11 protein-coding genes and 1 pseudogene are annotated in these 12,690 nt (G+C 53.7%); 9 read left to right on the top strand and 3 right to left on the bottom strand.

Features of this window, described 5'->3' with window-relative positions; genetic code table 11:
• Nucleotides 1–79 precede the first annotated feature (79 nt).
• The gene (locus tag NYE29_RS02510; RefSeq protein WP_179091806.1) at nucleotides 80–247 is read right to left on the bottom strand and encodes a hypothetical protein; all 168 of its coding nucleotides are present in this window, start codon (nucleotides 245–247) and stop codon (nucleotides 80–82) included.
• Nucleotides 248–415: 168 nt separating this feature from the next.
• Between NYE29_RS02510 and NYE29_RS02505 the strand changes: the two genes are divergently transcribed.
• Nucleotides 416–793 carry a PH domain-containing protein gene (locus NYE29_RS02505; protein ID WP_038587313.1) on the top strand — a complete coding sequence of 126 codons (378 nt, stop codon included), beginning with the start codon at nucleotides 416–418 and terminating at the stop codon, nucleotides 791–793.
• Nucleotides 794–815: 22 nt separating this feature from the next.
• Here NYE29_RS02505 and NYE29_RS02500 read toward each other — a convergent pair whose 3' ends face one another.
• Nucleotides 816–1,355, bottom strand: coding sequence for a chromate transporter (locus NYE29_RS02500; protein ID WP_038587315.1), 540 nt, complete (start codon nucleotides 1,353–1,355; stop codon nucleotides 816–818).
• The gene (locus NYE29_RS02495; protein ID WP_340894207.1) at nucleotides 1,355–1,933 is read right to left on the bottom strand and encodes a chromate transporter; all 579 of its coding nucleotides are present in this window, start codon (nucleotides 1,931–1,933) and stop codon (nucleotides 1,355–1,357) included. The genes NYE29_RS02500 and NYE29_RS02495 overlap by 1 nt, the downstream gene beginning before the upstream one ends.
• Nucleotides 1,934–2,157: 224 nt before the next feature.
• Here NYE29_RS02495 and ggt point away from each other — a divergent pair, with 224 nt between their 5' ends.
• The 8 genes and pseudogenes from ggt (at nucleotide 2,158) to NYE29_RS02455 (ending at nucleotide 12,653) form a co-directional block, all read left to right on the top strand.
• The gene (ggt, locus tag NYE29_RS02490) at nucleotides 2,158–3,735 is read left to right on the top strand and encodes a gamma-glutamyltransferase (protein ID WP_340899588.1); all 1,578 of its coding nucleotides are present in this window, start codon (nucleotides 2,158–2,160) and stop codon (nucleotides 3,733–3,735) included.
• Between the two features lie 64 nt (nucleotides 3,736–3,799).
• Nucleotides 3,800–4,381: pseudogene (locus tag NYE29_RS02485) on the top strand (amidase family protein); the annotation flags it as partial.
• Nucleotides 4,382–4,894: 513 nt separating this feature from the next.
• The gene (locus NYE29_RS02480; protein ID WP_340899586.1) at nucleotides 4,895–5,554 is read left to right on the top strand and encodes an amidase family protein; all 660 of its coding nucleotides are present in this window, start codon (nucleotides 4,895–4,897) and stop codon (nucleotides 5,552–5,554) included.
• Nucleotides 5,555–5,858: 304 nt separating this feature from the next.
• Nucleotides 5,859–7,079: an IS110 family transposase gene (locus NYE29_RS02475; protein ID WP_340894206.1), complete on the top strand. Its 1,221-nt coding sequence runs from the start codon at nucleotides 5,859–5,861 to the stop codon at nucleotides 7,077–7,079.
• A gap of 891 nt (nucleotides 7,080–7,970) precedes the next feature.
• Nucleotides 7,971–9,548, top strand: a complete 1,578-nt coding sequence (locus NYE29_RS02470; RefSeq protein WP_340894205.1) for a PucR family transcriptional regulator — start codon at nucleotides 7,971–7,973, stop codon at nucleotides 9,546–9,548.
• A 76-nt stretch (nucleotides 9,549–9,624) separates the two neighbouring features.
• A complete protein-coding gene (locus NYE29_RS02465; RefSeq protein WP_340894203.1) occupies nucleotides 9,625–10,764 on the top strand; it encodes an XdhC family protein in 1,140 nt (379 codons plus the stop codon).
• The gene (locus tag NYE29_RS02460; protein ID WP_256718269.1) at nucleotides 10,712–11,272 is read left to right on the top strand and encodes an NTP transferase domain-containing protein; all 561 of its coding nucleotides are present in this window, start codon (nucleotides 10,712–10,714) and stop codon (nucleotides 11,270–11,272) included. Before NYE29_RS02465 ends, NYE29_RS02460 begins: the two co-directional genes overlap by 53 nt.
• Nucleotides 11,273–11,489: 217 nt before the next feature.
• Nucleotides 11,490–12,653, top strand: a complete 1,164-nt coding sequence (locus tag NYE29_RS02455; protein WP_076114158.1) for a BMP family ABC transporter substrate-binding protein — start codon at nucleotides 11,490–11,492, stop codon at nucleotides 12,651–12,653.
• The last annotated feature ends 37 nt before the right edge of the window (nucleotides 12,654–12,690 follow it).

Genomic DNA, 12,690 nt, shown 5'->3' with positions numbered 1-12,690 from the left:
AGGGGATGCCTCCAGGAGGACATCATGGAACAAAAAAAGACCGCAGGGAAATTTCCCCGCGGCCTGTTTGTTCTCCGGTTTATGAGATCCGTTGAAGTGTAGGCAGGAAAGGCATTTCACAATTGTGTAGTGTTATTAAATTCTTGTAAATGGACAGACTTCTCCCGTTGTCGGCATTTACATGAACGATGCCAGCCATAGCGATAGGCAGCCGGCTAATAACACTGTTGGTCCAATTGCGATCCATTCCTCTACACCTCCTTCGATACAAATTTAACAGTAGTTTACCTAATATTCGCAATAATAGCAATAGAAAAAAAGCGGAATGAACCACAGCATATAATTGGAATTGCACAATAGGATGTTATATGGCTGAGGCAGCTCACCAAATCAGCAACAGGAAAGAGGAACAGTGATGGCACTTTTTAATGGACTGCTGGGCAATGCAACGCAGGTTGATCTGGCGGCAGTGCAGCGTGAATACGCGCGGATTTTGACCCCCCATGAAAAAATTGAGCGGGCCTACAAGCTGATCAGGGATATGTTCATTTTTACGGACAAGCGGCTGATTCTCGTTGACAAGCAGGGGATCACCGGCAAAAAAACGCAATATCACTCCATTCCCTACCAAAACATCTCCCATTATTCGGTGGAGACGGCGGGGCACTTTGATCTGGATGCAGAGCTGTGTCTTTATGTATCCGGCAGCTCACTGCCGCTGAAGAAGACGTTCAATAAATCCGTCAATATCTATGAGGTTCAGTCGGTGCTTTCGCAGTACATTTTGAAATAGGAGGTCCTTGCGGCAGCCGCCGCTAGACTGTATACCGGAGTACCAGCCCTCCATAAGCAAAAGCGGCAAGAATCACGAGTGCGGGATGCAGCTTCAGCCGCTTCATAGCCCAAAAGGCAATTGCGGCAATGATCAGCGTCTGCCAGATGCCGATAACGTCCGCCGGACCTTTGGCCATTTTGAAAGTCAGGACGGCCATCATCATGGCAATCACCGGCTGTACAAGCAAGGTCATTCCTTTAACGACGGGCGACTGCTTGTATTTCTGCATCACGCCGAGCAGGATGATCAGTGCGGCAGCGGAGGGCAGAACCGTAGCAGCGAGAGCAGCGCTCAGTCCCAACCAGCCATAGACGTCATAGCCGACGTAAGCGGCGATTTTGGTCGCAATCGGTCCGGGCAGAGCGTTGCCGAGCGCCAGCATATTGGAGAATTCTTCATCGTTCAGCCATCCGTAATGCGGCACGATCTCTTCGTACATGAGCGGAATGGAGGAAGGGCCGCCGCCGTAGCCCAGCAGATTGGCCATAAAAAAGCCGTAAATCAGTTTGAGCCATTCCATCAGGCGGTTCCTCCTTTATTTTTCTTTGCCATTATCCGGTAATGAACCGTTCCATAGCCAAGAAAAAGTACGATCACGATGGCAGGATGCAGGTGAAGCCCCTCAAGCAGTACCAGTGCCAGCAGCAGGAAAACACCCCCGATCCATTTCCCCAATCCTTTGAACGCTTTTTGCGCGAACTCGTAAGCCATCATTCCCAGCATCACTGCAATCACGGGAGAGACAGCAGCAATCATGCCTGCCACTACCTTGGAGCCGCTTAAATAATTCACCGCGGATAACAGGGCAATCATCGCAATACAGCTAGGCAGAATATGCGCCAGTACGGAAAGCAGCGCACCTTTTACCCCTTTAAGCTTGTAGCCGAGATATGCCGCCATCTTGGTGGCGATGGGCCCGGGCAAGGCATTTGCGATGGCCAGCGTCTCCCCGAATTCATCATCACTCAGCCAGGAATAGCGGGTTACAGCATCATGCCGGATCAGTGGAATTACGGAGGGGCCCCCGCCATAGCCGAGAATTCCCGTCCTGAACATCGCGGCTGCTATCTGTACATATTCGTTACTGATGGATTTCACGGGATTCCTCCTCCGGGATAAACAGACTTTAGCTTTTTTGTGCCCATTCTATATCAATTTGTATGACTGCAACTACAGGATAGGGTGTATTTCGATTAATCTTTGTGCACCGTTCACAAAATAATGCCGGGGAATTTGAGTTTGTGCGTAACCGATTGACAGGGGTTTTTGATCTGCTGTTAAATGGCACTAACTTGATTGACATGGGAATGGAGCTGGGAGTCATGACAATAGGGCCGGTAATCGGTACGAAAACGATGGTGGTCAGTCCCCATTATCTGGCCTCTGCCGCCGGAGCGCGTATTTTGCAGCGCGGCGGCAATGCCTTTGACGCTGCGGTAGCGGTCAGCGCCACGCTTGCGGTGGTCTATCCGCATATGACGGGCCTTGGCGGCGATGCTTTTTGGTTGACCTACAGCGCCGGTGAAGGGCGCGTCCGGGCCTACAACGGCAGCGGACGATCCGGCTACGGCGTCCGCAGGGACTGCTATGCCGGGGAAAGTGCCATTCCCCGGCGGGGTGTGCGCAGCGCCATTACGGTGCCCGGAATGGCGGACAGCTGGGAGGCGGTCCAGCGCCAGTATGGCCGCCTGACCCTGGCGGAGGTGCTGGAGCCGGGAATCGGCTACGCCACCGATGGGTTTCCGCTGTCGCCGGATCAGCACGGCAACAGCATACTGGCGGGAGCCGCGCTGTCCCCCGGCGCGGCGGCGGTGTATCTGCCCGGCGGCAAGGTTCCGAGGGCCGGCGGGAAGTTCGTGCAGAAGCAGCTGGCCCGGACGCTGCGGACGCTGGCGGCGGGAGGGCGTGATGCTTTTTACAAGGGCGGGATCGCAGAGGAGATAAGCAAGGATATGCTGGCTTCCGGGGGATATCTCACCCGTGATGATTTTGCCGACCATCAGGGCAATTGGGTGGAGCCGATCTCCACGGATTACCACGGGCATCAGGTGTATCAGGTGCCGCCGAATTCGCAGGGCTTCACTGCGCTGATGGCGCTGAACATACTGGAGCGGTTTAATCTCGCAGAGATTGAGCATGGGTCCTTCGAGTACTATCATCTGCTGGTTGAAGCGCTGAAGCTGAGCTTCAGGGACCGGGATCAGGTGCTGACTGATCCTGAATTCAGCTCGATTCCGCTGGAGCGGCTATTGGATAAGCAGTATGCCATGGAGCTGGCAGATTCCATTTCGCTCCGCCGGGCGGCTGCGCTTGGCAGTGAGCCGGTTGGCCGGGATACGGCTTATGCCGCTGTAGTTGACGGGGAGGGGAATGCCGTCTCGTTTATCCAAAGCCTGTATTTTGAATTCGGTTCGGGAAGGGTCGCCGGGGATACAGGGATTCTGCTGCAGAATAGAGGCTCCTTCTTCTCGCTGGACCCTTCGCATATCAATACGCTTGAACCGCATAAGCGCACGTTCCACACGCTGATGCCGGCCATGGCCTGCCAAGACGGCAAGCCGGCCATTCTCTACGGCACGCAAGGCGGGGAAGGGCAACCGCAGACGCAGAGTCTGCTGCTGACACGGATGCTGCATTATGGCATGAATCCGCAGGAGGCGGTGAATGCGCCGCGGTTCGTCTGGGGCAGAACCTGGGGGGAACCGACCCAGGAACTGAAGGTGGAGAAGCGGGTAGCTCCGCAAGTGCTCGAAGAGCTGGCCGGGGCCGGTCATCTGGTCCGCCAAGCCGCAGACTATGACGGAATCATGGGGCATGCCCATGCGATTGCCATAGGCGGCAACGGCTTCCGCAGCGGCGGCACTGATCCTCGCTGCGACGGAGCAGCCATCGGCTGGTAGAGCAGCCAACAAGTAAGAGTAAACAATGAAGCTCCCCGGACAGTCCGGGAGGAGGAGGGAAGAGATGGTCCTTAATAACCGTTTCGGCGCATATATTGACCCGGAGCTGGAGGTGCCGAACCTTGTGAGTGGCAAGCTGAATGGGCTGAGCTTCGCCGTTAAGGATGTGTTCGCGGTCTCCGGGCACCGCTCTTCCGCAGGCAATCCGCATTGGCTGCGCAGTCATGAGCCTTCATCGGCGCATGCCGCAGCCGTATTGAAATTGCTGCAGTCGGGTGCCTCCTTGCGCGGTGCCGCCCATACCGATGAGCTGATGTACAGCCTGGGCGGGGAGAATTATCATTACGGTACGCCAGTCAACCCGCGTGCGGAGGGGCGTATTCCCGGAGGCTCCTCCAGCGGCTCGGCGGTGGCCGTAGCCTCCGGAAGCGTGGAATTTGCCTTGGGAACCGATACAGGCGGGTCCATCCGTGTGCCTTCGGCGTACTGCGGCGTTTACGGCTTCCGCCCGACCCACGGGACGGTGGAGATTGACGGCGTAATCCCTCTGGCGCCGGGTTTTGATACTGTGGGCTGGATCGCAGACAGCACCGGAATGCTGCTCCATGTTGGCGAGGTTCTGCTCGGGAGAGTGGAAGGCGGAGCGGGAAAACCGGAGGATTCCTCCGGGAAGAGTAATAGCCTGCAGCAAAGTGTGGAGCGGGATGGCGCGGGTTTAGGACAGCACCCGGAATATGGCCGGGTGATTTATGGAGGGGACGGCCCGGAGCGTAACGGTGAGTCTGCCGGAGGACAAGTACAGGAGTATACCGGGGGACATATTCAAGAGCATGCCAGGGGACATGAGCAGGGGCATACTGGGGGACATGAGCAGGGGCATACTGGGGGACATGAGCAGGGGCATACTGGGAGACATGAGCAGGGGCATACCGGGAGACATGTACAGAGGCACACCGGAGGACATGAGCAGGGGCATACTGGGAGACATGTACAGAGGCACACCGGAGGACATGAGCAGGGACACACTGGGAGACAAGTACAGGGGCATACCGGAGGACATGTACAGGAGTATACCGGAGGACATGTACAGGGGCATACCGGAGGACATATTCAAGAGCATGCCAGGGGACGTAAACCAGAACATCCCGGGGAGCCGGTCATGCAACATTCCTTCCTGAAGGCAACTGCCGTCCCTGCTTCATTCGCCCACAATGTGCCGGAGGGAAGCAGAATGGCCAAGCTGTTCATCGGCATGGATGGCTGGGCCTTGGCTGAGCCGGAGATTTCGGCCAGCCTGAAGCAAGGTTTGGGCCTTCTCCAGGCAGGAGTGGGGCAAACGCTGGAAACTAAAGTTTCGCCGGAAGGATTAACAAACTGGATGGATGTGTTCCGCGAGCTGCAGGGTGCTGAAATTTGGGCAACCCATGGAGCCTGGATCGAGCGGGAGCAGCCGGTTTTTGGGCCTGACATTGCTGCCCGCTTCGCTTGGGCGGCAAGTGTGGCCGGGCAGGATCACAGTTGGGCGCAGTCCCAACGTGACGATATAACGGCCCGGCTGCGTCATTTGCTCGGAGAGGACGGCTGTCTCGTCATCCCTACCGTGCCTGGACCCGCCCCGCTGCGCGGCGGGGACCTGCGGCAGCTGGAATTGAACCGCAGCGGGGCGATGATGCTCAGCTGCATTGCCGGGCTGGCAGGGTTGCCGCAGGTAACGCTGCCTGTGGCGGGTCCCGGCGGGCTGCCGCTGGGATTGTCAGTGATCGGCGGACATGGACAGGATCTCCGCCTGCTCTCATGGGTCCGGCGGTTATGGCAATGAGCGCATGGGAACATAGAACTTCCGGCTCCGCTGTTGGCGGAGAGCGGGAGTTTTTTTGCAAATATAAGACCCCCATGCTGCTGCGCGGCACCACTGAGGAATGAAAATATGGGCGATACTGGGTAGTGGGCTGGCGAAGGTAGGTCGGAAATTCTTGGTGATACGAACCCGCATATAAGACGGACCCCAACGACCCGGTGCATCACAGATTGTTGCTCCCATGGGGAAGCACGCAGGGCAGAATAACCTTAGCATTGGTCTTTGCACCAGCCTTAATCACGGCCAGCAGGTAGGAGAAGCAAAGATGGAAGTACTCATTGAACGTTGCTGTGGACTGGATGTACACAAGAAAAGCATCACAGCATGTATCATTACGCCGAAAGGAAAGGAGATTCGAAGTTTTGAAACACTGACTCGTCGGCTGGTCGATCTGGTGGATTGGATCAAAAGCGAGCGGTGCAGCCATGTCGCGATGGAGAGCACGGGGGATTACTGGAAACCGATTGATAACCTGCTTGAACTGGAAGACGTCAAGCCGGTCGTGGTAAACGCGCAGCATATCAAAGCAGTACCCGGGCGGAAAACGGATGTGAAGGATGCGGAGTGGATTGCAAAGTTGCTCCGGCATGGACTGGTGCAGGGGAGCTATATTCCGGGTCGGGAGCAACGTGAGCTTCGGGAAATCATTCGCTACCGGCGAAGTATAATTGAAGAACGGAGCCGGGAAGTGAATCGTCTGCAGAAGGTGCTGGAGGGTGGGAATATCAAGCTCTCATCGGTGGCGTCCAATGTGCTGGGGGTGTCTGGACGGAGCATGCTGGAAGCCATGATTCAGGGCGAAACGGATCCATCGACTTTGGCGAATTTTGCACAAAAGAAGCTGAAGGCGAAAAAAGAGCAATTGAAGCTTGCCCTTGAGGGTAGCCTGGGTCCACATCAACTGCTCATGCTGGAAAAACAGTTGTCGCATATCGACCAACTGAATGAGCTCATCACAGAACTGGATGAAGAAGTGGAACGCCGGATGTCTCCTTTTGCGGAGGACCTGAAGTTATTGGATACCATTCCCGGTGTTGGTAAACGAACTGCGGAGCAGATTCTGGCAGAAATCGGAACGGACATGACACGGTTTCCAAGCGCGGGGCACTTGTGCTCATGGGCAGGAATGACTCCAGGTCACGATGAAAGTGCGGGAAAGAAGCGATCGGCGAGGACGCGAAAAGGAAATAAAAAGCTGCGAAGCGCACTCGTAGAATCCGCGCGCGTGGCAGGACGAAAAAAGAATGCCTACCTGTCGGCCCAATATCACCGGATCGCAGGCAGGCGAGGAAAAAACAGAGCGGCCGTAGCCGTCGGGCACAGCATTTTAGCGATAGTCTATGTCTTGTTAACGCGAAGACAGGCATATAAAGAATTAGGGTTTGACTACTTCGACCAACGAAACCACGAGATGGTGATGAACCGATCCATAAAATGCTTGGAATCGTTGGGGTATCAAGTAAACCTGAGTGAACAATTGGCCTGACAGCCGATTTCAAAAAAATAAAAAACATGGGGTTTGTTTTGGTATGTGTACTTTGGTGTTCTGAAGAAACTTTATTTTCAGGGCAGAATTTATATGCTGCACGCTATATATTATCTTTCTATTTCTCGCTGAAACGGATACCGTCCTTTTGAGGACGGCGAAGCCGTTTCCACTTGTATGCATATTGGACAATGAATGATTTAGGTGTATTCTCTGCAACTATTGGAGCTAATTCAGCCGGAAACCAGAGAATAGATGTAGTCTGTACAACTAAAAACAGTGAATTTGAGTCTTTCGGCTAAAATCAGCTCAAATAGATGTACGGAATACAATTAAAGGCTGCGTGGCGGGAGAAATTCACTATTTAACTGTACAGAGTGCAATTATCGAACATTGAGGAGTCGAAGGGCAGTCAGCTGCTGCAAATCTCATGGTTGCCGTACCCCTGCTGATGCGATAAAACGCATAATGCACAGTAACTGTACAGAGTGCAATTATCGAACGTTGAGGAGCCGAAGGGCAGTCAGCTGCTGCAAATCTCATGGTTGCCGTACCCATGCTGATGCGATAAAACGCATAATACACAGTAACTGTACAGAGTGCAATTATCGAACGTTGAGGAGTCGAAGGCCAGTCAGCTGCTGCAAATCTCATTGTTGGCATGCTCATACTGATGCGATAAACGCATAATACACAGGCTGCTGTCTCATGATTTTGCAGACGGTCCATAAGCAATAGTTGAAACTTTGCGATCCGTGTTATTTTTCATTACATATATAATCTAAATTTTCACTTTTATCTTTCCATAACGGTTCATTTTATTTATAATGTTACATAAAGTAACATAAATACGGAATTCATTATCTATGAACTTGTATAAGGAGGGGTGGCATGCATCTTACGGTTGAAGAAGCGTTGTCCATTTATCCTTTATCTGAAGCCAGACTGATTGCCGGCTCCAAGGGGAAACACCGGATTATCAAGTCGATTAATGTGATGGATGCCCCTGATATCTCAGATTGGATCAAAGAAGGAGAAATGCTGCTTACAACAGCTTATCTGATCAAGGATAGTCCCCAGGATGCCTCCGCACTGCTGCAGACGCTGAACCGCCGCGGCTCAGCTGGCCTTGGCATCAAGCTGGGCCGTTTCTGGGACGCTGTTCCGGAGAAGCTCGTAGCCGAAGCGGAAATGCTGAACTTTCCGCTGATCGAGCTGCCGTTCCAATTTACGTTCTCGGACCAGATGAACGGCCTGTTTCGCGCCGAGCTGTCGCGCAGCACAAGCGTGCTGCAGAGCATGATGGAGAAGCAGCGGAAGCTGATGCGGTTTGCGCTCCGCTCAGGACGTTGCGGTCCGTTATTTGACTCCGTATCCGAGGTGATCGGTTACCCGCTGGCGGTCATCAGTGCCCGGGGCGACGCTATTTACAACAATTCGGAGTATTCAGCGGCGTTGCTGCTGGAGGGCTGGCCTTGGCAGAACCGCAATGGGCGCTTCCGCATCGGTGACAAGGTTGGTTTCCGTATCCCGCTGCTGCAAGGGGAGAAATGCACAGGTTATCTTTTATATTGTTCTATTGATCCTCTGCTGCTGCCTGTGGAAGAAAGCTTGTTTGTTCAAGGAGCTGAACTGATTTCTTATCATATTCATGCGGGTTATGAGGACTATTTCGAGCATGCCGAGCACCGGGAGTTCAGTGGACTGCTCCGCCGTTGCCTGAGCGGCGGATTGTCGTGTAACGATCTGTCCCAGGCTGCCGCCAGGCTTGAGGTGATGCTGCTGCAATCCCCTTTCCAGCTGCTGCTAACCGATACGGCCGCCACCGGGGAATCCAGACAAGGCGAATTGCTCCGCCTTAAGGAAGAGTTCATTGAGCATCCGGTACTGAGGGAAATGAAAGCTATTCATGTCGTTGTGGATGAAGGTCTGCTCTCGCTGTACCCTGCGGGTCAGCACAGTCCCGATCAGTTCCGTGAGCTGATCAATGATTGTTTTCATAATCTCAAGTTCGGCAAGGGTAATTATCCGCGGGCAGCTGTGAGCAGCACCAAGGTTAAGCCGGAAGGGCTGAAGGAAGCTTTTGCAGAGGTCAAGGAATGTATGGGTATGGTGCAGTACTGGGGTGCGCACGGAAATGTGGTGCATTACAGACAGCTTGAGCTGAATCTTCTGCTGAGCCAGATACCGGCAGAAACGATGGAGAAGTATTGCAACGGCAGTCTGCGCGGGCTGTTGAGCCGGGAGCCGGAATATATCAAGGAAATGCTGCACACGCTGGAGGTCTATCTGGACAATGACGGCCATGTAAACGAGACAGCCAAAAAGCTGTTTATTCACCGCAATACCGCTACCTACCGGATCGAGAAGCTCAGCGAGCTGCTGGATGTCGATTTCAAGAAGATCAATGATTTGATGAGGCTGAAGCTGGTATTCCTGTTCCGCAAAATGCTGGAGCGCGAAACCTGAGCGGCTGTTGCGAATTGTATGGCGCAAGAGCCGCCACCCTGAACGGGGCGGAAATACGGAGGAGGGAGCGAGCTTTATGAGTACACATGATATTGTACTGCACATCCACGACAATGCTGCCCCTGCGGTGCTTGCAACCCTGATTGGGGTGGAAGGTCATTCTTACCGGAAACCGGGAGCGGCTATGCTGTTTTTTGCAGGAGGAACACTGGGGAGTCTTAGTCCGGGTTGCCTGGAGAGCGACCTGGAGCTTCGTACGCAGGAGGTTTGGGATCGCGGCCTTCCGGAACTGGTGGAGTATGACATGCTGTCTCCCGATGATTTTTCCTGGGGGGAGGCTGTCGGCTGCGGCGGCAAAATCAAAGTGATTCTTGAACCGGTCCGTGGAGAGCTGCGCCGGCTATTGGAAGAAGTATATGTGCGGATGGCCGCAGGTGAGGGCCTGATGCTTTTTCGTGAAGCTGCCGCCGTTGCAGGATACCGGTATACTGTCGAAACTTTCGGCGCTGAACAACAATCTTTTTCTAATCAGAGAAGTGCAGGGGGGAGCTGTCTGGTGAAAAAAGGGCGGAGTCTGCTTCCCGGAACAACGGCAGCGGCCGGTCCGCCCCTCGAACTCTTCAACACTCTATTCGTGCCGAAGCCGCGGCTTATTATCTTTGGCGGTGGACTGGATTCCCGTCCCGTGGCGGACCTTGCGGCAAAATCCGGATTTCGGATTGCCGTCGCCGACTGGCGGGAAGGCAGCCTGCAGCATGAATTTCCCGGGGCCGAACGAGTGATTTGTTCCCCGTCCGAGGCAGCAGCACGTCTTAGAATAACCCGGGAGGATTATGTGCTGATCTGCAGCCATCAATCTCAGCGCGACCGGCAGTTTCTGGAAAGCCTGCTGCCAGTGTCTCCGCGTTATATCGGAATCATCGGCTCCAAGGCCCGGATTGCGCTGTTGGTAGAGGGATTGGAGCCGCCTGCATCGCTGCACGCTCCTGTAGGGCTGTCTATCGGCGCGGAAGGGCCGGAGGAAATTGCAGTCAGTATTGTGGCCGAGATTATTCAAATCAGAAGGGCAGGCTTGCATGAGCTGCCGAAAGGAGTGGAGAGCGTTGAAAGTAGCCGGTATCTATCTGGCAGCAGGGCAGAGCAGACGAATGGGAGTATCCAAGGTGTCACTTCAGCTGTCGCAAGAGGTGTCACTCGGGAGCGTCGCGCTCAGTGAACTGGACCGCTGTGCCCTTTCGCCGTTAATCGTTGTCGTGCGGGCCGATGATGACCTCAAATGGCTGCCTCCAGCCGGTGAGCGGAGCACTAGGCGTACGGAAACCTGCCTGACCGCCCACTTGGGCTTATCCTTTTCCCTGCGCTGCGGGTTGAATGCGATCCTGCCTATGCAGCCTGATGCTGCTATCGTGGCTTTGGCTGACCAGCCGTTTATTACTGCGTCATTGGTGAAGCGGCTGATAGACACTTATGAGCGGAATCCGGGGCTGGACTATATAGCCAGCACCCATAAAGGTCTGGCCATGCCGCCGGCGCTCTTTTCCAAAGAGATGTTCACGGTGCTTCAGGGACTGGACGGCGACAAAGGCGCGGCGGGGATTTTGCGCTCGCCCGATTACAAGGGGATGGTGCTGGAGACAGATTCCGCCCATTGCTTTATGGATGCTGACACAGAAGTGGATTTTGGGGAGATCCGCAAGGAATGGAGCCTTAGGAGTGGAAGCTGACATGGTTTGAGCAGTTTATAGATTGATGTTAGAAATAATCACATATTTTAAGCTTCTTCGACCCCTTTATAGTGCATAAAGCACAAAAAAAGCTAAACTTCTTATAAAATGACACAAACGTATGTTATATAAATTTACGTAGTCTTCAGGTCTCAGTATAGTAGAGATACATTAATGGCTTCGGTCATTAGGAGAGATTTCCTGGAGGAGGAGAGTTATGAAAAAAAGGGGTCAGGGATTTACTTTCAGCTTCGTGCTAATGTTCCTCATGGCGTTAGTTCTGGCAGGCTGCGGAAGCAACAACAATGCGGCTTCAAATGCAACAGAAGCACCGGCGGCAACCAATGCGGGTACAACATCAGAGGCGGCAACAACAGAGCCGGCAGCAGAGAAGCCGACGGTTGCTTTTGTCTATATCGGGCCTCCGGGTGACGGCGGTTATACGTATCAGCATGATCAAGGCCGTTTGTACATGGAGAAAGAGCTCGGCATCAAAGCGGACTTCGTAGAGAATGTTCCGGAAAGTGCCGATGCAGAGCGTATCATCACGGAGCTTGCACAGTCCCATGACATCGTATTTACTACAAGTTTTGGATATATGGACTTCACACTGAGTGTAGCGGGCAAGTTCCCCAATGTGAAATTCCTCCATGCCTCCGGCTACAAAACAGCGGAGAACATGGGCACTTACTTCGGAAAAAATTATCAAGCGAGTTATCTGAGCGGTATCGCGGCAGGCAAAATGACCAAGAACAATCATCTTGGCTACGTAGGAGCTTTTCCGATCAGTGAAGTTATCTATAATCTTAATGCATTCACGCTGGGAGCACAGAGTGTCAACCCGGACATTAAAGTGGATGTAGTGTGGACGAATACTTGGTATGACCCGGCAACCGAACGCCAGGCGGCGATCAGTCTTCTGGATAAAGGCGCGGATGTGCTGCTGGCGTATCAGGATTCTCCGGCCACATTGCAGGCGGCCAAAGAACGTGGTGCATTTGCCGGAGGCAATGACTCCGACATGAGTAAGTACGCACCGGACAATTATTTGACCAATCCTGTATGGAACTGGGGTCCTTACTACGTGAAGGCTGTCCAGTCCGTAATGGATGGAACGTGGAAGAGCGGGCAATACTCCGGGGATATGGCGGACGGCATGGTAGAGCTTGCGCCGTTTGGCAACAAGGTTCCTGAGGATGTGAAGCAGCTGGTGGAAGCTGCCAAAGCCAAGATCATCAGCGGCGAGCTGGATGTGTTCACAGGACCGATCTCCGATAACAAAGGCAATGTTGTGGTTCAGGAGGGCCAAAAGCTGACGCTTGAGGAAGTCCTCTCCATGGAATGGCTGGCCAAAGGCGTAATAGGCACGATCTCGAAATAATTCGTTTTCTACAATTGCATACAGTATGGCCTTATGG

Source organism: Paenibacillus sp. FSL M7-1046 (assembly GCF_038007405.1).
Taxonomy (GTDB): Bacteria; Bacillota; Bacilli; order Paenibacillales; family Paenibacillaceae; genus Paenibacillus_AQ.
This window is presented reverse-complemented; position numbering and strand designations above follow the sequence as displayed.

What these genes read in the sequence shown, in the direction of transcription:
- NYE29_RS02510 (WP_179091806.1), bottom strand. Translation starts at nt 247, where the DNA reads ATGGATCGCAATTGGACCAACAGTGTTATTAGCCGGCTGCCTATCGCT.
- NYE29_RS02505 (WP_038587313.1), top strand. Translation starts at nt 416, where the DNA reads ATGGCACTTTTTAATGGACTGCTGGGCAATGCAACGCAGGTTGATCTG.
- NYE29_RS02500 (WP_038587315.1), bottom strand. Translation starts at nt 1,355, where the DNA reads ATGGAATGGCTCAAACTGATTTACGGCTTTTTTATGGCCAATCTGCTG.
- ggt (WP_340899588.1), top strand. Translation starts at nt 2,158, where the DNA reads ATGACAATAGGGCCGGTAATCGGTACGAAAACGATGGTGGTCAGTCCC.
- NYE29_RS02480 (WP_340899586.1), top strand. Translation starts at nt 4,895, where the DNA reads ATGCAACATTCCTTCCTGAAGGCAACTGCCGTCCCTGCTTCATTCGCC.
- NYE29_RS02475 (WP_340894206.1), top strand. Translation starts at nt 5,859, where the DNA reads ATGGAAGTACTCATTGAACGTTGCTGTGGACTGGATGTACACAAGAAA.
- NYE29_RS02470 (WP_340894205.1), top strand. Translation starts at nt 7,971, where the DNA reads ATGCATCTTACGGTTGAAGAAGCGTTGTCCATTTATCCTTTATCTGAA.
- NYE29_RS02465 (WP_340894203.1), top strand. Translation starts at nt 9,625, where the DNA reads ATGAGTACACATGATATTGTACTGCACATCCACGACAATGCTGCCCCT.
- NYE29_RS02455 (WP_076114158.1), top strand. Translation starts at nt 11,490, where the DNA reads ATGAAAAAAAGGGGTCAGGGATTTACTTTCAGCTTCGTGCTAATGTTC.